The 20,486-nt window shown below is 65.6% G+C and carries 17 protein-coding genes and 1 tRNA gene; 10 read left to right on the forward strand and 8 right to left on the reverse strand.

Annotation, left to right across the window (positions count from 1 at the left end; translation table 11 throughout):
* Positions 1–94: 94 nt before the first annotated feature.
* Entirely contained in the window at positions 95–757 is a 663-nt protein-coding gene (gene gmk / locus ASE91_RS04525; RefSeq protein WP_056623173.1) for a guanylate kinase, read from the forward strand.
* 40 nt (positions 758–797) lie between these two features.
* Here gmk and ASE91_RS04530 read toward each other — a convergent pair whose 3' ends face one another.
* The 4 genes from ASE91_RS04530 to ASE91_RS04545 form a co-directional block, all read right to left on the reverse strand.
* A complete protein-coding gene (locus ASE91_RS04530) occupies positions 798–2,018 on the reverse strand; it encodes an SDR family oxidoreductase (RefSeq protein WP_056623176.1) in 1,221 nt (406 codons plus the stop codon).
* 64 nt (positions 2,019–2,082) lie between these two features.
* Positions 2,083–2,310, reverse strand: a complete 228-nt coding sequence (locus tag ASE91_RS04535; protein ID WP_056623180.1) for a DUF1289 domain-containing protein — start codon at positions 2,308–2,310, stop codon at positions 2,083–2,085.
* Entirely contained in the window at positions 2,291–3,703 is a 1,413-nt protein-coding gene (locus tag ASE91_RS04540; protein WP_056623183.1) for a DEAD/DEAH box helicase, read from the reverse strand. The genes ASE91_RS04535 and ASE91_RS04540 overlap by 20 nt, the downstream gene beginning before the upstream one ends.
* Before the next feature lie 108 nt (positions 3,704–3,811).
* Positions 3,812–4,255, reverse strand: coding sequence for a hypothetical protein (locus ASE91_RS04545; RefSeq protein ID WP_156357659.1), 444 nt, complete (start codon positions 4,253–4,255; stop codon positions 3,812–3,814).
* A 109-nt stretch (positions 4,256–4,364) separates the two neighbouring features.
* On the opposite strand from ASE91_RS04545, the gene ASE91_RS04550 reads away from it, so the two are divergent.
* The 3 genes from ASE91_RS04550 to ASE91_RS04560 all read left to right on the forward strand — a co-directional run bounded on the left by ASE91_RS04550 (position 4,365) and on the right by ASE91_RS04560 (position 7,204).
* Positions 4,365–5,807, forward strand: coding sequence for an FAD-binding oxidoreductase (locus ASE91_RS04550; protein ID WP_056623187.1), 1,443 nt, complete (start codon positions 4,365–4,367; stop codon positions 5,805–5,807).
* A 78-nt stretch (positions 5,808–5,885) separates the two neighbouring features.
* On the forward strand, positions 5,886–6,671 hold the full coding sequence (locus ASE91_RS04555) for a SapC family protein (protein ID WP_056003168.1): 786 nt from the start codon (positions 5,886–5,888) through the stop codon (positions 6,669–6,671).
* A complete protein-coding gene (locus ASE91_RS04560; protein WP_056623189.1) occupies positions 6,671–7,204 on the forward strand; it encodes a cytochrome b in 534 nt (177 codons plus the stop codon). Before ASE91_RS04555 ends, ASE91_RS04560 begins: the two co-directional genes overlap by 1 nt.
* Before the next feature lie 184 nt (positions 7,205–7,388).
* Here the strand turns inward: ASE91_RS04560 and ASE91_RS04565 are convergent, their stop codons facing one another.
* Entirely contained in the window at positions 7,389–8,249 is an 861-nt protein-coding gene (locus ASE91_RS04565; protein WP_056623192.1) for an N-formylglutamate amidohydrolase, read from the reverse strand.
* 101 nt (positions 8,250–8,350) lie between these two features.
* Here ASE91_RS04565 and cpdR point away from each other — a divergent pair, with 101 nt between their 5' ends.
* From cpdR to ASE91_RS04590, 5 genes are all read left to right on the forward strand, one after another.
* On the forward strand, positions 8,351–8,728 hold the full coding sequence (cpdR, locus tag ASE91_RS04570; protein WP_056003177.1) for a cell cycle two-component system response regulator CpdR: 378 nt from the start codon (positions 8,351–8,353) through the stop codon (positions 8,726–8,728).
* A gap of 75 nt (positions 8,729–8,803) precedes the next feature.
* A tRNA-Val gene (locus ASE91_RS04575) sits at positions 8,804–8,878 on the forward strand.
* A 356-nt stretch (positions 8,879–9,234) separates the two neighbouring features.
* Positions 9,235–10,371 (forward strand): acyltransferase family protein, encoded by a 1,137-nt coding sequence (locus ASE91_RS04580; RefSeq protein ID WP_056623194.1) that lies wholly within the window; start codon positions 9,235–9,237, stop codon positions 10,369–10,371.
* A gap of 457 nt (positions 10,372–10,828) precedes the next feature.
* Entirely contained in the window at positions 10,829–11,788 is a 960-nt protein-coding gene (locus ASE91_RS04585) for an acyltransferase family protein (RefSeq protein WP_056623196.1), read from the forward strand.
* 147 nt (positions 11,789–11,935) lie between these two features.
* Positions 11,936–13,531 (forward strand): amidase, encoded by a 1,596-nt coding sequence (locus ASE91_RS04590; protein ID WP_082453811.1) that lies wholly within the window; start codon positions 11,936–11,938, stop codon positions 13,529–13,531.
* A gap of 149 nt (positions 13,532–13,680) precedes the next feature.
* On the opposite strand, the gene ASE91_RS04595 is transcribed toward ASE91_RS04590, so the two are convergent.
* Both ASE91_RS04595 and ASE91_RS04600 read right to left on the reverse strand, forming a co-directional pair.
* Positions 13,681–15,063 carry a M20/M25/M40 family metallo-hydrolase gene (locus tag ASE91_RS04595; RefSeq protein WP_056623204.1) on the reverse strand — a complete coding sequence of 461 codons (1,383 nt, stop codon included), beginning with the start codon at positions 15,061–15,063 and terminating at the stop codon, positions 13,681–13,683.
* A gap of 73 nt (positions 15,064–15,136) precedes the next feature.
* A complete protein-coding gene (locus tag ASE91_RS04600) occupies positions 15,137–16,477 on the reverse strand; it encodes a glycoside hydrolase 5 family protein (protein ID WP_056623207.1) in 1,341 nt (446 codons plus the stop codon).
* Positions 16,478–16,819: 342 nt separating this feature from the next.
* On the opposite strand from ASE91_RS04600, the gene ASE91_RS04605 reads away from it, so the two are divergent.
* Positions 16,820–17,911 carry an SGNH/GDSL hydrolase family protein gene (locus ASE91_RS04605; protein ID WP_056623210.1) on the forward strand — a complete coding sequence of 364 codons (1,092 nt, stop codon included), beginning with the start codon at positions 16,820–16,822 and terminating at the stop codon, positions 17,909–17,911.
* A 153-nt stretch (positions 17,912–18,064) separates the two neighbouring features.
* Here ASE91_RS04605 and ASE91_RS04610 read toward each other — a convergent pair whose 3' ends face one another.
* The gene (locus ASE91_RS04610) at positions 18,065–20,461 is read right to left on the reverse strand and encodes a glycoside hydrolase family 127 protein (RefSeq protein ID WP_082453812.1); all 2,397 of its coding nucleotides are present in this window, start codon (positions 20,459–20,461) and stop codon (positions 18,065–18,067) included.
* Between the last annotated feature and the right edge of the window lie 25 nt (positions 20,462–20,486).

Raw genomic sequence — 20,486 nt, forward strand, 5'->3', positions numbered from 1 at the left:
CACGCAATCCGCAACTTACGGATGACAGGAGAGGGGCGACGGGATTCCGTCGCCCCTTGACGTCGTGCGCCCGCACGCGCGATGAGGCCCCGCCATGAGCCATCTGCCAGACCCCGACTTCCACGGCTTCAAGCGCCGGGGGGTGTTATTCGTCCTGTCCTCTCCGTCCGGGGCGGGCAAGTCGACGATCGCACGCAAGCTGCTGGCCGCCGAAACCGACCTGTCGATGTCGGTATCCGCCACCACGCGCGGACCGCGCGAAGGGGAAGTCGACGGCAAGGATTACCACTTCGTCGATTTGGAAGAATTCCGGCGCATGGTGTCGGCCCATGAATTTCTCGAATGGGCGCATGTGTTCGGCAACCGCTACGGCACGCCGCGCGCGCCGGTCGAAGCGATGCTGAGCGCGGGCAAGGACGTGTTGTTCGACATCGACTGGCAGGGCGCGCAACAGCTGTTCCAGATTGCCGGCGGCGATGTCGTCCGCGTCTTCATCCTGCCGCCGTCGATGGCCGAATTGCGGCAGCGGCTGGTGTCGCGCAACACCGACAGCGTCGAGGTGATCGATGCCCGCATGGCGCGATCGGCGGCCGAGGTCAGCCATTGGGACAGCTATGATTACGTGCTGGTCAATGACGATGTCGAGGATTGCTTTCGTAAGGTACAGACGATCCTTGCGGCGGAACGGCTGCGCCGGTCGCGGCAGACCGGACTGATCGGGTTCATCCGCAAGCTGCTGCGCGCACCGGGCGAATAACGCTTCCCCACCCCCGTAAGGGAAGGGAAGCGTCTGGCGTTCAGGGGTGCGCGACCTTGATATCGGACGCAGTCGGCGCGTCGGCTGCGCCAACCGGACGTTCGGAGAACGCCGGTTCGTGCGCTTCGGGGATCGTGCCCCCATCGGCAATCCCCGCCGCATAGGACGCCGATGAATCGCTGCCGTCCGCCTGATGCGCCATGGTCGGCGGCGGGAGCAGCTTCACCTCCTCGTCGGTCCGACGCGGCGTCGATCCGCGTAGCGACAGCAACATGCCCGCCGCGACACCGACCCCGCCCAGAATCGCCATGGTCGTCCACGGTCGCATCTGCGCTTCGAGCGCGAGGCTCTGCTTGCGGACGTAGATGTCCTGGTTCGACCGTTCGCGGCCGTCCTTGCGCGGTTCGAACAGATTGTCCTTGGCACCGGGCGTCGCAGGGGTATCGATCGTCTGCGCCTCTTCCTTGAAGAACATCTCCATGAACCGGTCGGCGCTGCGCGGCAGCAGATTGCTCATCTTGATCATCGCCATGCCGGTGCCGCCGACGGTCAGGTCGCGCTTGGGATGGGCTGCGGCGAAGCAGATCGCCTTGGCGACCAGTTCGGGATCATAAACGACCGGCGGGACGCGCGCCGGCTTGTCCATGCGATTGCGGGCATGTTCGGGATAGGGGGTGTCGATCGCGGCGGGTTTGACCAGGGTGACCGATACCGGGCGGCCTTCGGCCTCCATCTCCATCCGGAACGCCTCCGTAAAGCCCTGCACCGCATGCTTCATCGCGCTGTACGCCCCCTGCACCGGCACCGACCGGTCGGACAGGATCGATCCGAGATTGACGATCGCCCCGCCGCCCCGCGCGGTCAGTTCGCGCGCGGCATAGAGCGAGGCCGCGACGGTCGCGAAATAGCCGACGTCGAATACCCGGCGCTGTTCGTCGATGCCGGTGGCCTCCAGCCGGGCATAGAGCGCGACGGCGGCGTCGTTCACCCATGTGTCGAACCCGCCGAACGCCTCGCGTGCCTTCGCACCGATCCGTTCGGGGGCATCGGCGGCGGTGATGTCGATCGCGAGGAAATCGGCCTTGCCGCCGCGCAGCAGGATCGATTCGGTCGCCTCGCGCAACGCGTCTTCGTTGCGCGCGACCAGCAACACCTTTGCCCCTTCGCGCGCGGCCCGGCGGGCGGTGGCGAGGCCGATCCCCGACGAGGCACCGGTGATGACGATAGTTTGCTCGGACAGCGGCTTGAGCGTGACGGCCATGGGGAACCTCCGAATGTCTGGATGGCGCGCTAACGCACGGCAGCCATCCGGGGGTCCGGCCAAGCTATTGTTCCAGAACCGCCATTCGCTGCGGCAGCACCGTCATCACCGCGCGGCGCGCTTCGCTGTCGATCGCGGTCCAGCGCGCGATCTCGTCGCGCGTCCGTCCGCAGCCAAGGCACCAGCCGGTGTCGGTATCGATCGAACAGACCAGCACGCAGGGGCTTTCGATCGCTTGTGGAGCGAGCGGTTCGAACACGTCGTCCACCGGATCAGAGCGGGATGCGGACATTCAGGAAGGCGGGGAAGGGGCCGTTCCAGCCGCCATCCTCGACCGCGTCCTGCTGAACGTAGCGGGCCGGGCGTTCGTCGCGACGTTCGGGCGCGCGCTCCTCGCGCTCGCGACGCGGACGGCGTTCCTCACGCTCTGCGCGAGGCGCGCGTTCGCGGGGCGCTTCCGGTTCAGGGGCGGCGGGACGAGCGCGAGGCGCCTCCGGTTCGGCGGCGGCCGGACGGGGGCGGCGACCACGGCGTGGCGCCTCCTCGACCGGTTCGGCCTCGACCGGTTCGTGCCCCAAGTCGAGCACCGGGATCTTCTGTCCGGTCAGCTTTTCGATATTGGCGATATTCTCGGCGTCGTCGGGCGTGACCAGCGTATAGGCGATGCCGGTCGCGCCACCGCGCCCGGTACGCCCGATGCGATGGACATAATCGTCGGGATGCCACGGCGCGTCATAGTTGAAGACGTGGCTGACCCCCTTCACGTCGAGGCCGCGCGCAGCGACGTCCGAGGCGACGAGGATCGAGACGTCACCCGACTTGAAGCGTTCCAGTTCGGCGATGCGGGCGGACTGGTCCATGTCGCCATGGATTTCGGCCGAGCGGAAGCGGGCGCGTTGCAGGCTCTTGTTCAGTTCGCGCACGGTCGTCTTGCGATTGCAGAAGATGATCGCGTTGCGGACCTCCTCGGTCGCCAGCAGCGTGCGCAGCACTTCGCGCTTCTTTGCGGCGCTGACGGGCACGACATGCTGCGCGATGTTCAGATTGGTCGATGCCGGGCGCGACACCTCGATCGTCTTGGGATTGTCGAGGAACTTGTCGGCCAGCTTCTTGATCGGCGGCGGCATCGTCGCCGAAAACAACAGCGTCTGACGCTGCTTGGGCAGCTTGGTGCAGATTTCCTCGATATCGGGAATGAACCCCATGTCGAGCATTCGGTCGGCTTCGTCGATGACCAGCATCGAACAGCCGGTCAGCAGGATCTTGCCCCGCGTGAACAGGTCCATCAGCCGGCCCGGCGTCGCGATCAGCACGTCGACGCCCTTTTCCAGCGCGGCGAACTGGTCGCCCATCGAAACGCCGCCGATCAGCAACGCCATCGACAGCTTGTGGTTCGCGCCGTACTTCTCGAAATTCTCGGCAACCTGCGCGGCCAGTTCGCGCGTCGGTTCGAGGATCAGCGAGCGCGGCATCCGTGCCCGGCTGCGCCCCTGCGCCAGGATGTCGATCATCGGCAGCACGAACGAAGCGGTCTTGCCGGTGCCGGTCTGGGCGATCGCGACCAGATCGCGCATCATCAGTACCGACGGAATCGCCGCCGCCTGAATCGGGGTCGGTTCGGTATAGCCCGAATCGTTGACGGAACGCAGCAGTTCGTCGGACAGGCCGAGATCGGCGAAGGTCATTGCGGTTCCATGGCTGGGGAACGCAACAGGCCCGCGCTCCGGTAAATCGGACGGCGCGTCGCGGAAAACGTCGGAAAAGTCAAGGTTGGCGTGCGCGCCGTCCGCAATTCAGCGCGCCGGGACCAGCGCGCGGAACTGCGCGATCCGGCACTGGCCACCGGTGCGCGAGCGGATGACGTCGCGTGACGCGCACATCCGCCCGTCGCTGCTCGGTTTGATATACATGCCGGCATAGAAATCGAGCGACGGGCAATCGTCGGCCAACCGCGCCCGCACCCGTCCCCCACCGTTCAGCAACAGATCGACGCTGTCGGTGCGGCTGATCGTCACCGCCGCGACACTCTGTACGGGCAGGCAACGGTCGGTCCGCTTTTCGACCCACTGGATCGGCGGGAGCGCGCGTGGCGCACTGAACGCGACGGGGGCGAAGGGGGCACGGGGAACGCGAATGATCATCCGCTGGATCCGCATCTCGGTCCGCATCACCGTCGTCGCCGGCGGTTCGGCAAGCCGACGCTGCGCGGCACCGGGCAGCGCGAGCATGAGCAACATCAGGGTCGCTGCGGGAAGCGGCAAGGCGGTCACGCGAAGAACATCTCCGATCGGAATTTAACCGCAGATGAACTGGTCGCAAGGGAATTGCGGTGCTACCGCCCGATCCATGATGCCATCGCCCGTCGCCGCGATGGTCGCCGATGCCCGTGCGGGGCTGGGCGACCGGATCGTCACCACCGATGTCGAACGGATCGCGCCGTGGCTGACCGACTGGCGCGGCCGCTATCACGGGAAGAGCGCGGCGCTGTTCGAACCTTACGCTACGGAACAGGTCGCTGCACTGGTTGCGCTGGCCGCTAAACATGGCGTGCCGATCGTGCCGCAGGGCGGCAACACGTCGATGGTCGGCGGGGCGACCCCGCCCGCGCATGGTGAAGCGGTGCTGCTGTCGCTCCGGCGGATGGATCGGTTGCGGCGTATCGATCCGGGACAGGCGGTCGCCGAAGCCGGCGTCATCCTTCAGAATCTGCACGAAGCCGCGGCCGGTACCGGCCAGCGATTCCCGCTGACGCTGGGCGCGCGGGGCAGCGCGACGATCGGCGGGCTGGTGTCGACCAATGCCGGCGGAACGCAGGTGCTGCGCTGGGGCAATATGCGGCGGCTGGTGCTGGGCGTCGAGGCGGTTTTGCCCGACGGATCGGTGCATGACGGGCTGGCGGTACTGCCCAAGGACAATCGCGGTTACGACCTGACGCAATTGCTGGTCGGGGCGGAGGGCACGCTCGGCATCGTCACCGCCGCGACGTTGCGGCTGGCCCCGGCCATTGTCGAACGTGCCGTCGCATGGGCCGGGATCGCCGATCCGCAGGCGGGACTCGACCTGCTGCGCAGGATGCAGACGGCGACCGACCGGATCGAGAGTTTCGAGATCATCCCTGCCGACACGCTGGCGCTGGCCGTTGCACACGTGCCGGGCGCGCGCACGCCGCTGGCAGGCGATTATCCGTGGCAGTTACTGATCGAGGCGGTTGCGGCCCCGGGTGAATCGCCGCCCGCGCCGCTGCTCGAAACGCTGCTCGCCAATGGGTTCGCTGCCGGATGGATCGGGGACGCCGTGATCGCCACCAGCGAGGCGCAGGCCGAGGCCTTCTGGCGGCTGCGCGATTCGCTGTCGGCGGCGGAGAAGTCGACCGGGCCGGCGGTCCAGCACGACATTTCGGTGCCCGTGGACACCATGCCGCGGTTCATGACGCAGGCGGCGGCGGCGGCGGAGGCACGCTTTCCCGGTACCCATGCCACCGCCTTCGGCCATCTGGGCGACGGCAATGTCCATTTCCATGTCCGCGCGCCGTCGGGGGTCGATCCGGCGCGCTGGTATGCGCAGGACGCGCCGGTCGTCACCCGCTTCGTCCATGACGCGGTGACGGCGGCGGGCGGATCGATCTCGGCGGAACATGGCATCGGCCAGATGAAACTGGCCGAACTGGAACGGCTGGGTCCGCCCGCCCGGCTGGGGGCGTTGCGCGCGATCAAGGCCGGGCTGGACCCGTTCGGGCTGTTCAATCCGGGCAAGCTCGTATCGCTTGCGCCCCGCGCGACCAATCCATAGACGGTGGCACGAGGTACGCCCGGGGGGGCGGCCGTCCGGCAATCAGCCGGACCGAATTGAGTATCTGGAGACCCTGAAATGGCCAGCGCGCCGCAGAATCAACCGCTTCCGCTGTTCTACAATCGGCTCGAACCGCTTTCGAGTCAGACGCACGGCAATTGGAAGGTCCGTTCGTCGGATCGTGCGCCGTTCCTGACCGGGCAGCATGCGATTCCCGTCACCGTAGAAGAATTTCCGCTGGTGCAGCGCCGGATGCCGATCGTGTTCTCGGTCGGTGACGATCCTGTGCCGCTGGCGCTGATGGGGCTGAACGAAGGCGTCAACACGTTCCTCGACGACGATGGCCGGCTGATCGACCCGGAAACCTATATTCCGGCCTATATCCGTCGCTACCCGTATCTCCTCGCGCGCCTGCGCCCCGATACGGACGAGCTGTCGCTGTGCTTCGATCCGACGTCGGACGTGATCGGCCCGTTCGAGGAAGGCGAGCCGCTGTTCGATGGCGACCAGCCCAGCGAAGTCACCAAGCAGATCCTCGCCTTCAACGAGCAGTTCGAGCAGGCCGGCCAGAAGACCGGCATGTTCATGAAGGAGATCAAGGACATGGGCCTTCTGATGGACGGCGAAGTGTCGATCCAGCAGGAAGGCAACGACCAGCCGTTCGTCTATCGCGGTTTCCAGATGATTTCGGAGGAAAAGCTGAACGAACTGCGCGGCGATCAACTGCGCAAGATGCAGCAGTCGGGGATGTTGCCGCTGATCTTCGCGCACCTGTTTTCGCTGTCGCTGATGCGTGACGTGTTCGCGCGGCAGATGCGACAGGGCAAGGTGCAGGCGCAGCCGGCAGCGGTTCCCACTTTCTAATGCGCGGCACCCGGCCGTTCCACGCCCAGCGCTATTCGCGCGGTGCGATCTTCTTTCACTGGACGATCGCGCTGCTCGTGCTGGTGAATCTGTGGATCGGCCTGGTCGGCGGATCGATGGGCGTTCACAAGGCGGTCGGCATCACCGTGCTGGTGCTGACCGCCGGGCGCATCGCCTGGCGCATCGCCAACCCGCCGCCGCCACTGCCCGCCTTTGTCGCGGGTTGGGAGCGGCTGGCGGCGAGCTGGACGCATCGCCTGTTCTATATCTTGCTGGTCGTCCTGCCGCTGAGCGGTTGGGCGATGGCGTCGGGGGCCAAGCGCTATCCGCTCGACTGGTTCGGGTTGTTCCCGATTCCGTATCTGCCGATCACGCCCGCGGTTGCCGGGGCCGGACATGAGGTCCATGAAATCGTCGGGTTCCTGATGGCCGGACTGGTCGCGCTCCATGTCGGCGCGGCGCTGCGGCACCAGTTCCTGCTGCGCGACGGCATCGTTTCGCGCATGCTGCCGGGCGGGCGGCGGGCGCGCTGAGATGCGTTGCGATAAAGTCACGGTCAAATGTAAAAAGGCTCTTGAAGCCGTCCGGGCAGCTCCCTAAATACTGGTTACACGGTTCGATGTCCCCCCTTTCGTTGGACCGTGCGGCGCGTTTCACGCGCCTCCTCCCTGAACCTTGGCCACTCCGTGTTGGACACGGGGTGGCTTTTTTCTTCGGCTATTCCGCTGCGATGCGGCGCGTCGTATTCAGCGCGATGTCTGATGCCCGGTCGAGCACGGCCCGCACCAACGCGATCATCTCGCCGAGGCCGGCACCGGGCCGGTCGAGTGCATCGTCGAGATACAGGCTGCGGTCGATCTCCAGTTGCAGCGCATGAATGTCCGCCCGCGGCCGGGCGTGTTCCGACAGGATGTGGCCGCCGGCATAGGGATGGTTGATCGCCAGCGGCAACCCGCAATGGCGTACCACCGCTGCGATCGATTCGGTCAGCTGACCGCCCGCGCTCCGCCCGTACCGATCGCCGAGCACGATTTGTGCCGGTGTGAGCCCGACCAGTGGCGGCATCGAATGCAGGTCGAGCAGGATCGCGATGCCGAATCGGGCATGCGCCGCCGCCAGTGCCGCCGCGACCGCCGCGTGATACGGGGCATGGTCCGTTGTGATTCGCTCGATTACTTCTGTCTCGGTCAGCTTGCGCCGCCACATATTGTCCGCGCCCCCGGCGCGGCGGGGGATCAGCCCGATGCCGCTGCGGACCTTGTCCGATGCGGCATGGCCGGCGTTGCGTGGGTCCGCGCCCGCATCGACCTGCGGATCGCGGTCGCGCACCGGCGACCGATTGAGGTCGATCCAGCCCCGCGCCCGCGTCGCCACCAGCATCGTTTCGTCGCGGCGCGCACCCTGCGCGACTGCATCGACATACCGGTCCTCCAGCGCCGTCAGCCGCGCGACCGGCACGGTCAACAGCGACAGCATCGCCGGCGGATAGTCGCGTCCGGCATGGGGCACCGACACCACCACGGGCGACACCGGATCGGCCGGACCGAAACGGCGAAAGGACAGGGGGGCGGGGATCATGTCCCGTACAGGATCACGGCCCGCCGCAGTTGTCGAGCATATCGCTGGAAAATCTTAACCCGGAACGGCATACTGTCCGGGCTCGGGTCGAAGGGGTTGGGATGTACAGGATTTTGCTGGCCGAAGACGACCAGGTGATGCGCGAGTATCTTACGCGCGCGCTGGAACGTGCCGGCTATGGCGTCAGCGCGGTCGATCGCGGCACGGCGGCGATTCCGCTGCTGCGGACCGAAACGTTCGACCTGTTGCTGACCGACATCGTCATGCCGGAGATGGACGGCATCGAACTGGCGCAGCGCGCCGGCGAGATGGTCCCCGACCTGCGCGTCATGTTTATCACCGGTTTCGCGGCAGTCACGCTCAAGGCAGGACGACAGGTGCCGCATGCCCGTATCCTGTCCAAGCCGTTCCACCTGCGCGAACTGGTTGCCGAGGTCGACCGGCTGTTCGGGGAAGAAAGAGTACCGACTAGCAATTAAGCGCTTGTCAGGCGGCAACCGCGCCGCTAACAGCGCCACTCCGGTTTCGGTCTCTCCGGCAACAGAGAGAGCGCCGGGCGCGTAGCTCAGTGGTAGAGCACTGTGTTGACATCGCAGGGGTCGCAAGTTCAATCCTTGCCGCGCCCACCATTTTGAAAGCCCGTCAGGTGAAAGCCTGGCGGGCTTTTTCGTTGTTCGTCGATTCTCCCGGCCCGATGGGCGTTAGGGCACGCATGTTGCTCGCCCGTGCTACGCCTCCTAATTCCGGCGCATAGTCGTTGCGCCGTGAAACGGTCTGTCCCGTATTCGATGCGTACTGGCGCGATCACGCGACATCAGTCGAAAGTATTGCTACGGCTGGCCCGACCAAGCGGCCAGAATCACGAAAGAATTAAATCCGTTTCGAAGCCGTTGCGAAAAATGAGTTGAAAGAAAAGGGGGTTGTATGCCACTGCGCCCCGGTCAGCTTTTTGGGAGGGGCGGCCACAACTTCGGGGGAAGAAGACATGGAATTGGCGCGGTCAGACCATCATGGGGACGCACCGACGGACGTGCCGATCCGGAAGCCGGCGCATATTCCGGCGCTCGACGGTCTCCGGGGTGCTGCCGCGTTGTTGGTCGTGGTTTCCCATTTCCAGACGCTCGGCCTGTCCGAGGATCATATCCCGCATTCGGGCACGTTCGGGGTGATGATCTTCTTCGTCCTCAGCGGCTTCCTGATGGGCCATCTCTACCTGTTCCGGCCGTTCGACGCAGCCGCCGTGACCCATTTCATGGCGTCGCGCATCGCGCGGGTGATTCCACTGTTCTATGCGGTGATCATCGGCTCCTATATCGCGTCGAAGATCTTCGGCAGCGACTTCGTCTATTATCTGACCACTTTCGATACGGTGAAGCACCTGCTGTTTGTCGGCAGCAAATATGTCTTCTGGTCGATCCCGCCCGAAGTCGAATTCTATGTCGTGTTCGTCGGTCTCTGGTATGTCGTCGCGCGGCGGCACGTCCTGCGCTATCTGCCGGTCTTCGGGTTCGGGCTGGCGGCGATGTTCGTCCTGCAACCGATGTTCCCCGGCATCACCGTCTTCAATTCGCTCCCGATTTTCCTCGCGGGCGTCGGCGCGGCGGTGTTGTGCCGCTACGTGCAGTTCGACCGGATCGACAAGCGTTCGGCGACGATCGTCCAGTGTCTGGGGATCGTCCTGATGCTGTCGATCTTCGTGGAGTTCGTCTCGACCGATCCGACCAAGACCGGCTTCGGATGGGAGCGCGGACGTGTTTACGAAAGCCTGCCGATGGCGTTGCTGTTCGGTGCGTTCGTGCTGTCCTTCACGATCGATACGAAGTTCGCGCGCGTCTTCTTTGCGAACCGCGTCATGCGGCGGCTCGGGGCGTATAGCTTCTCGATCTACCTGCTGCATGAGCCGGTCGCCGACACGGTCCGGAATGCGCTGCAGCTATGGAACGTCCCGATTGCTCTGCAGATCGTTGTCATTCTGGTCGCGATCGTCGGCGTGGCATCGCTCAGCTTCCGCTTGTACGAAATGCCGATGCAGTCAGCGGTCAGGCGCGCCATCCTGCACCTTGACCGGTACCGGGTTCGTGGTGCCTCGATGTGGCGCGAAGCGCGGGCGGGCAGCCGGTGAGCCGGTATGTTCGGGCGACCGGAGCAAAGCGGCCTGGACCTGGACATTTTCCGCGGCCGGTTCTGACAAAATTTTTCTAGATTCCGGTAATCCGGCAACGTCGGTGTCGATCCGGATATCTTCGTTCAAATCGGCGAAGCGTTATCAGGTGGATACGTTTGATAACTTGGTACGGCAAGTGGCTGTGCTTCTGGCGTTCCAGATTTTCCGGGCTTAAGATCATAAAAATTAGGTCCCTTTATCTCCAGTGTTGGATTATCCTGTATCATCCCGAAAACGAACCGGCCGATATGTTTGATGTCGGATCTTATTTGATAACAAATATACTGGACATTCTTGCGCATATCTGATGATGCCGCTGTTGATTGCATCGGGGGGTGCAAAGGACGGGGCAGCGATCATGACGGTAATGAAGTAGGCAGAACGTAGCGAAGGGCGGGCACCCCGCCAATCGTGGATGGATTTGCTGCGCGGTCTGGCAATCCTGCTGGTCGTGGCATTCCATTCGGTGACCATCCTTAGTCGTGTCGATCTGGTACCACCGGCTTGGCTGAAGGAAATCACCGATTTCTTCGCGCTTTACCGAATGCCGACGCTGATGTTCCTGTCTGGCTTGTTGCTGCCAAAATCGCTGAAGAAGGGGTCGGGTACCTACTTCCTCGGCAAACTACGCAGTGTCTGGTGGCCCTATCTGATCTGGTCGGCCGTCACGGCCATCGTCTTTTCCCGCGACGGTGGCAGCGTCTCGGCTATCTTCAGTCTCCTGAATGCTGGAAGTTACCTCTGGTTTCTTTACTTCATCGGGATTTTCTATTTCGTTGCCTATCTTGTGAAGTCGTTCAACTTTTTCGTTGTCGGGGCGGCTATCTTCGGAATTGCGGTGCTGGTGTCGTTCGGGTCGCCCGGCATCGTCGTGCATACGCGCATGTTCTACCTGATGACCTTCTTTTTCCTCGGCGCATTTGCGGGTCGGCATTGGGATGCCTTCCTCGCCCTCACCGATCGGCGCGAAAGCCTGTTCGCGGCAGTAGTCGCCGCGATCGGCGGCGCCTTTGCCGCCTATTTCGACTTCAAGTCCGGACCGGCGTTCATCGCGCTGACCCTCGCCTTCGTGATCGCGGCATGCCATCTGTCGCGTAAGGTCGTGGATCATCGCTGGACGCACCTACCCAATTATGTCGGCCGCAATTCGCTGAAATTTTATGTCAGCCATTTCCCGGCCATTTATCTGTTCGACGTCATGGCGGTCCGGCTTGGTGTCACCAATACCGACATTATTGTCCTCGCCAGCATCGTGTTCGCATTGTCGGTCGGACTGATCCTGTCGGTCGCAGCGGAGCGATCGAAGGCGGTGCAGTGGCTTTTCGCCGTACCGAATTTTGGCAAACCGGCCGCGGTCCGCCCGGCCAATGCGTGAACCTTGCTGCCGGGGCCGCGCGAACCGCACGGTGCCCGTCTCGATGCCCGGTTCCTGCAGATAGGTCGTCGAGGTTCGGATGACCGCCGCCGTCCGGTTGATCTACGGCCATTGCGCGCATCGCTATCCGCGTTAGCATGCTCCCAAATGACGGGAAGGATTGCGATGCGCTGCTACGGATGGATCGGTCTCGCCGCGACGACGCTGGCGATCGCGACGCCCGCTACCGCGCAGCGGGTCGAGGAAGTGTCGATCGATCAATTGCAGGCGCAGATGCGCGCGGGCGCCACCGACAGCGTCGCGTTCACCCGCGCCTATCTCGCCCGGATCGCGGCGATGGATCGCGCCGGCCCGACGCTGCGCAGCGTCATCGCGCTGAACCCGGATGCGTTGCAACAGGCGGCGGCGCTCGATGCCGAGCGGCGTGCCGGGCGGGTGCGGGGGCCGCTGCATGGCGTACCGATCCTGATCAAGGATAATATCGAGACGGGGGACCGGGTTGCTACCACCGCCGGTAGCCTTGCGTTGCGGGACAACTTCACCGGGCGGGATGCGCCGTTGGTCGCCTATCTGCGGCGGGCGGGGGCGGTGATCCTCGGCAAGACCAACTTGTCCGAATGGGCCAATATCCGGTCGACCCGGTCGATGAGCGGGTGGAGCGCGGTCGGCGGACTGGTGCGCAACCCCTATGCGCTCGATCGCACCGCCTGCGGATCGTCCTCGGGATCGGGTGCGGCGGTCGCGGCCAGCTTCGCGGCGGCAGCGGTCGGGACCGAGACCGACGGCTCGGTGGTCTGCCCCTCGTCGATCAACGGACTGGTCGGGTTCAAGCCGACGCTGGGCCTGATCAGCCGCAGCCGGGTGGTGCCGATCAGCCATAGCCAGGACACGCCCGGGCCGATGGCGCGATCGGTGCGCGACGCGGCACTGTTGCTGTCGGCGATGGCCGGACCCGATGCGACCGATCCCGCCACCGCCCGGACCCAGGTCCGGGATTATGTCGCTGGCTTGTCGACCAACGCATTGAAGGGGCGGCGGATCGGCGTGATCCGGCCGCAGGGGATGACGCCGCCGCTGACCCGGCGGTTCGACGCAGCACTTGCGGTGCTGCGCGCGGGCGGCGCGACACTGGTCGAGGTGACGCCGCCCAAGCTTGACGGGTTGGGCGAGGCGGAACTGCTGGTGCTCCAGACCGAGTTGAAAGCCGACCTGAACACCTATCTTGCAACCACTCCGGCGGCGGTGAAGACCCGCACCCTCGATCAGGTCATCGCCTTCAACCGCGCGAACGCGCCGCGCGAAATGCCCTTCTTCGAACAGGAAACGTTCGAGGCGGCGGCAAAGACCAGCGGCCTGAACGACCCCGCCTATCGCGCGGCGCGGGCGAAGGCGCTGCGGCTGGCGGGTGCCGAAGGGATCGACGCCATGCTGAAAGCCGCGAAGGTCGATCTGTTGGTCGAGCCGACCTATGGCGCGGCGTGGCTCAGCGACCCGGTGTACGGCGACCAATATGGTGGTCCGTCGGCGTCCGAATTGCCGGCGGTGGCGGGATATCCGCACCTGACCGTGCCGATGGGGCTGGCGCAGGGGCTGCCGGTCGGGCTGTCGTTCATCGGCACGGGTGGTGCCGACCAGCAGGTGCTGAACGCCGGCTATGCCTATGAACAGAGGGCGCAGGCCCGGATCGCGCCGCGTTATCCGGAGCGGGCGGACGTAGGGCCGGGCCTGGACGGCGTTCGGTAGAAAAGACCATGACCTACCGTTCGTGCTGAGTAGGGGCTGAACGAAGTCGAAGACCCGTATCGAAGTACCTGCCGCGAGCGGTCCTTCGATACGCTGTTTCGACAAGCTCAACAGCTACTCAGGACGAACGGTTTTTGTTGCTCCGCAACCTACCCCAACGTCTTCAACAATTCCTCCCACCACACGACGCCCGGATCGATCGTCGCCACCGGCACGCGTTCGTTCAGCCCGTGGGCAAAGATTTCGCCGGGCTTCATGAACACACCCCCGACGCCGAAGCTCGGGATACCCTTGGCCCGGAAATGCATCGAATCGGTGGCGCCGGCTTCCTGCATCGGCAGGACCGGCGTGCCCGGCGCGCGTTTGGCAACCACGGCCTTGACCGCCGACACGACCTTCGAGTCGAGCGGGGAGGCGCCGGCCTCGATCGTGCCATTGTCGCGGAACGTGACCGCGATCGTCGGGTCGGCGACCAGTTCGATCAGCTTCTTCTCGATCTCGGCGCGCGGCGTGCCGGGAAAGATGCGGCAGTTGATGTTGGCCATTGCCCGCTGCGGCAGGGCGTTGGGCGCATGGCCGCCGTTGAACATGGTGGGCACACAGGTCGTGCGAACCTGCCCGACATAGCGTTTGTCGGCGGACAGGATGTCGGCGGCGGCGGTATCGGCCGGATTGGCGGCGAACGCCTTCATCGCCGCGCCCAGCTCGCCCGGCGTCGCGGCGGCGGTCCCGGCGAGCGATGCCTTGGTGATCTCGTTCTGCTGCGGCGGGAAGCGGTACTTGGCGATCCGCACCACCGCGTTCGCCAGTACCGCGATCGCGTTGCGCGGCCCCGGTCGGCTCGAATGGCCACCGGGATCGGTGACGGTCAGATGCCAGTCGCCATAGACCTTTTCCGCCGCCTGCAGGCCATAAGCGATCGGCTTGCCATCCTCGCCCAGCGCGCCGCCACCGGCATCGGCGTTCAGCACCAGCCCGGCATTGGCGAACGCCACCGCCGCCGCCTGCGTCGTCTTCATCTCGGTTTCTTCGTCACCGGTCAGCACCAGCACGAGGTCGCGTTTCGGCACCCATTTCTCGCGCTTCAGCTGCATCAGCGTCGCGACGACCAGCGACACGTTCGCCTTGTTGTCGAGACTGCCGCGTCCGAAGACATAGCCGCCCTCGACCACCGGCGTGAACGGATCGCGGGTCCAGTCCTTCGCGTCGGCGGCGACCACGTCCATATGGCCCAGCACGACCGTCGGCTTCGCCTTGCGGTCGCGCCCGGCGATGCGCGCGGTCAGATAGCCGGTCTCGCCCAGCGGCACGAACGTCACATCGGCATCGGCAAAGCCCGCCGACACCAGTTGCTGCTTCAGATAGGCGGCATAGGCCGGCACCTGCGCCTCGCCCTGCACCGTCTTGAACGCGATGCCGCGCGTCAGCAGCGTCAGCGCTTCCTTGCCCGTAGCCGAGGTCGGCGCATCCTGCGCGATCGCGGCGGCGGGGAGTAGGGTGGATGCCGCAAGGACGACGAACAGGTGGCGCATGGACTTCTCCGACTAGGCTGCCGGCAGTCTGCGCAGGGGAAGGGGCGGGGCGCAAGACCGCCCCGCACCCCCGTCACGCCGGCAGGGCGGCAATCGCCGTGGCATGGTCGGACACCAGCCGGATGGTGGTGTCGCCGGTAAAGATGCCGTACCAGCCCTGCGGCTCGTGCGGGGGATCGCCCATATACTGGCGGTCGCCGTCCTGGAACCGGTAGTCGGGATGCGCAGCCCGCGCCTCGCCGTTCCATGCCCAGAAATTGGTGCCGGCGATCGGCCCGCCATCCTGCATGTCCTTGATCGCCGCCGAATAGATGCGACCGTAGAAGCGGTCCTTGTAGGTCGTCGCCACCGCCGGATCGTTGCTGCCGCCGTCGCGCGGATAGCCGAATTCCTCGATCACCATCGGCTTGCCCAGCTGCCGGGCCAGCGCGACATGGTCGGCGATATACCGGTCGGTCAGCGTCTCGCCACGCGCGGCGGTATTGGCGAGGTCGGTCTGCTTCACCCAGTCCCAGTTGTTGGGCCAGATATGGACGGTCAGATAGTCGATCTCTGGGATGGTATGTTCGGCCAGCACGATATCCGCGCTTTCCAGCCCGCCCTTCAGCCCCTCGCTGCCGGTCGAGACCAGATGGTTGCGATCGATCGACTTGATGAACTGCGCACTGTCGCGGACCCACGCATAGAATTGCGGCAGGTTCGCATGGGCCATGTCGCCCGACGGACGCGGCTCGTTCGACAGCTGCCATGCCATGATCGTCGGATCGTCGGCATAGGGCTTGCCCGTCACGCCATTGGTCCGCCCGACGACCGCACGGATCCAGTCGCGATACAGGTCCATGGCGGCGCGATTGCCGTAGAATTGGGCGTTGAAGTTCGCGAATTCCGGCCAAGGATGCGCCGGATCGTTCATGTTGATGTAGTTGCCGCCGTTGACGTAGGACAGGTACGTCATCATCCCGCCCGACCATTCCCAGAAGTTGGTCAGGTACAGCACCGCGCGAATGCCGCGCTTGCCCATTTCCGCCAGCGCATAGTCGAGCCCGGCGAGCAGCGTCTGGTTGTAATCCTTGCCAGGGCCGCGAAAGCCCGGCTTGATCGAATTCTTGAGCGGCCCTTCCTCGCTCGACGCCAGCACGCGCAGGTTGGTCACCCCCATCGCCGCCAGCGCGTCGAGTTCGCGGCCCAGCCGTGCCCGGTCGCCATAGGGCGCATCGGCCCCCAGATAGGCGGCATACCACATATTGCCGCCGACGAAGCGATAGCGCCGGCCGTCGAGCGACAGCCGCATCCCGTCACGCCGCACAAAGCCGCTGGTGCCACCGGCGTTCGGCCGCGACAGCGGAGGGGCCATGGTACAGCCGGCGAGCAGCGCGCCCGATCCGATGAATCCGCGCCGTGCGATCGTCGTCATGCCGTCCAGTCCCTCATCCCTACGCCGGTCGTGCCGTCTGTCCCGGCAGACTGCGGAACCGGCGCATCGCTGTCAACATATGTATTTCGTTTTTGTTTATTCCGCGCGGCCGGAAGCGGTTACGCTCGCTCGCCACGACCAGAAAAATGCGCTGCGATGCGCTACCCCTGAACGATCCCATGACTGGTGGTGCAGTTGGAAAGGTTTTGCCGCCTATCATCGCGTCCGCCGACCGGCCTCCGGCATTCGGCGAAAAGCATTTTGCAACTGTCCCTTCGCACCCGAATGATGCTTCGACCACCCGAACCAGAGCCGCATAGCCCGAGGACCAGAAGGACCGATATGCCCCGCCCCCTGATCGCTGCCTTCCTGCTGGCAATCCCCGCCATCGCGCCGGCCCAGACCGTCGCCCCCGTCGCCGAAACCGCCACCCGGCCGATCCCGCTCCACATAGGCGGCCGCGTCGTCCCCGCCGGTGGCGGGTATAAGCGGCAATGGCCCGGCACCTATCTCGAAGCGGCGTTCAAAGGGCGCGCCGTCGACCTGAAGGTCGGTCCGGGCGAGGTCTCGCTGCGCATCAGCATCGACGGCGCGGCCCCGGTCGCACTGGTCCGCCCCAAACCCGGCCGCTACCGCATCACCACGCCCGGTGCCGGCCGCCATCGCATCCGGGTCGACGTGGTCAGCGAATCGCAGACCGGTCCGACCGGTCTGGGTGGCCTCTTCGCGCCGGCCGGCACCACGCCGCTTGCTGCACCCAGGGCCGCCGTCCGCCGGATCGAATTCATCGGCGACTCGCACACCGTCGGCTATGGCAACACCTCGACCAGCCGCGACTGTACCGACGTGCAGGTCTGGGAAACGACCGACACGTCGCAGGGGATCGCCGGGCGTCTCGGCAAACGCTACGGTGCCGATATCCGCGTCAACGCCATTTCCGGGCGGGGCATCGTTCGCAACTATGGCGGTTTCGCAGCACCGACCGTGCCGCAGGCCTATCCCTACGCGCTGTTCGACGCAAAGACGCCCGCCGACGACGCGAACTGGCATCCGCAGGTCATCGTCATCGCACTCGGCACCAATGACTTCACGACCCCGTTGAAGCCCGGCGAACGCTGGGCCGATCGCGCCGCGCTGCACGCCGATTATGAGGCGCGCTATGTCGCCTTCGTCCAGGGGTTGCGCCGCCGCGATCCGAACGCCCTGTTCGTGTTATGGGCGACCGACCTCGCCGATGGCGAAATCCTGCGCGAGGTGCAGCAGGTCGCGACCAAACTCCGCGCGACCGGCGAGACGCGCCTTGCGGTCGTGCCGGTCACCGGCCTCGATTTCGGAGGCTGTCACTATCATCCCGACCTGGCCGACGACGCAAGGATCGCCGCGGCGATCGCGACCGCGATCGATGCCCGGCCGGACGTGTGGAAGCGGCGCTAAGAGGCTGTTTGAAAACTCGCGGTAAAGCGAGTTTCGCAGGCGGTGCCGGCCCGCTCCCCCGCCCGGCCACCCACACGGTATTTTAATGGGTGGCCGGGAGGGGGAGCGGGCCGGCACCGCAAAAATGCGCCACGGCGCATTTTCAAACGGACACTAAACCGACGTCACCGGCGCGGCGTCCTCGGCAGTGAGCATCCGCACTTCGTAGATCACGGCATCGCCCTGCTTCGCGGTCAGGGTGATGGTCGCCGCCGGGCGTCCCTGCGCCCCGGCCGACGGGATCGGATAGTCGAGCGCGACGAACCGGTCCGCCGCCGGACCCTTGTGCGTCGCGGTGGCGAGCGGTGCGCCGTCGAGGGCGATATCGATCGCGCGATCGACATCGCGGCCCCAGATCAGCAGCCGCAGCACCGCCGGTCCCGGTCGCCGGGCCAGCGTCATGCCCAGTGTCTGGCCGGGTTTGATGCGCCGCGCCGACCGTCCCGACCAGTTCACGACCTCGCTGCCGCCCGGTACCAGCTGATGGTCGCGCTCCGGCTGCATCTCGCCCATGTACAGCGTGTCGACGGTGCGGCGGCCGAGCGTCCGTGCCTCGGCCTGCGCCCGTACATACTCGCCGCGCGCCGCCGCCCAGCGATCGCTGGTGAAGGTCGGCAGATACACCGCCGTCCGCCGGTCCCATTGCGAATAAAAGGGGCGGAAGGTCAGTGTTTCGCCCAGCGCGCCGGTCGCGGTGAAGCGGTTGTCGCCCGCCGGCGTCAGGCTGTCGGCGATCGCGCCGTCGTTGACCAGTGCCGGCCCGGTGCTGTCGAACGGCTTCGCCTCGCTGCCCATATCGGCAGCAAGCACCAGCGGGCCATAAGTGAAGGCGACGATCGTCGGATCGTCGGGCGTCGCTTCGGTCGCCAGCGTCATCGGCAGCGTCAGCGCGACGGTATCGCCCGCGCGCCACCGCCGGTCGATCACCGCATAGCCGCCGCGCACCACCGGCGCGATCGCCTGTCCGTTCAGCGCCACGACCGGGTCCTTCGCCCAGCCGGGCAGGCGGATCGCGATCGCCTGCCTGCCGCGCGGTGCCCGTCGGACGGTGAGCGTGGCGTCGCCCTTCAGCGGCATCGCGGTATCGAGATCGACCGCCAGTCCCCGTTCGCTCCAGTCGAGCTTCGATGGCACGAACAGGTTCAGGTACAACGTGTCCGCATCCTGCCACCAGATCGAATCGGCATGTTTGGCATGGCTCTCCATCCCCGACCCGACACAGCACCAGAAACTGTCCTCGGGGCTGGAATAGGTCCGCCGCGCCCCCGCCGCCAACGGCATGAAATAGACGAAGCGACCGTCGCGTGGCCGCTGATGGGCGAGCATGTGGTTGATCTGCACCCGTTCGTAGAAATCGAACCAGCGTGCCTCGGGCTGCCAGCCATAGAGATGCCGGGTCAGCTTCAGCATGTTATAGCTGTTGCACGCCTCGCACGTCGCCTCGCCGAGTCGTTTCGACAGCTGGTCGGGCTGGCCGAAATGCTCGCGTTCCGAATTGCCGCCGATCACATAGCTGTGATGCCCGGTCACCCGCTGGTGAAAGAAGCGCGCCGCCGCCGCATGGGCCGGCGCACCGGTCAGTTCATGGAGGCGGGCAAGGCCGATCACCTTCGGGATCTGCGTATTGGCGTGCAGCCCGGCCAGCCGGTCCTGCCCGGCGGTCAGCGGGTCGAGCACCGCCTTGTGCCGGATCTTTTCCGCCATGCGCAGCCAGCGGGCATCGCCGGTCAGCGCATAGGTATCGGCATAGCTTTCGTTCAGTCCGCCATGCTCGGCCGCCAGAATACGCTGCATCTGTTCGTCGGAGCGCGGTTCGAGCACGCCGGCCAGATAGCCGGCCATGCCGAGCAACACCGGCATGGCCCGTGGATTGCGCGCCAGCACATGCGCGTCGATCAGCCCGGCATGGACCTTGTGCCACGTATAGAGCGGCACCCAGCCGCCGTTCAGGTCGAACCCGTTGCTGCGGATATCGCCGCGACGCAGCTCCTCGAACACGATCTTACCGTCGACCGTCCGGCCATCGCGCTCGACGGTCGTGCCGCCGACATAGCCGTCGCCATGCGCGGTCTGGATCCGTGCCATCTCCTTGAGCGCATGGTCGAGCCGCGCCGCGACCGCTGCATCGCCGGTATTGGCGACGGTCAGCGCACAGGCCGACAGCCAGTGGCCAAGGCTGTGCCCGGCAATCCCCTGCGCCTCCCAACCGCCATAGACCGGCTTCGGCGCGGTCAGTCCGGCCGAGATATAGAAATTATGCAGCAGCCGTTCGGGGTCGAGATCGAGCAGATAGCGGCGATTGGCGGCGAAGGCATCGACGAAGGGCGATGGCTGCAACGTCACGAATCGGGCGGGGATCGGTTCGACCCGACGCATCGCTCGAGTCGCCGCGAACGCCGATGTGCCGAACGGCAGCAGGCTGGCACCGATCATCAGGCTCCGGCGACTGATCGGCAGGACCCGGCCGGGTCCGGTGCCGTGCGGGATCGGTGACGTGACGGGGTTCGGCATGGACAGTCCTGACTGACGGTTTTGT

This window comes from Sphingomonas sp. Leaf62, assembly GCF_001421915.1.
Classification (GTDB): domain Bacteria; phylum Pseudomonadota; class Alphaproteobacteria; order Sphingomonadales; family Sphingomonadaceae; genus Sphingomonas.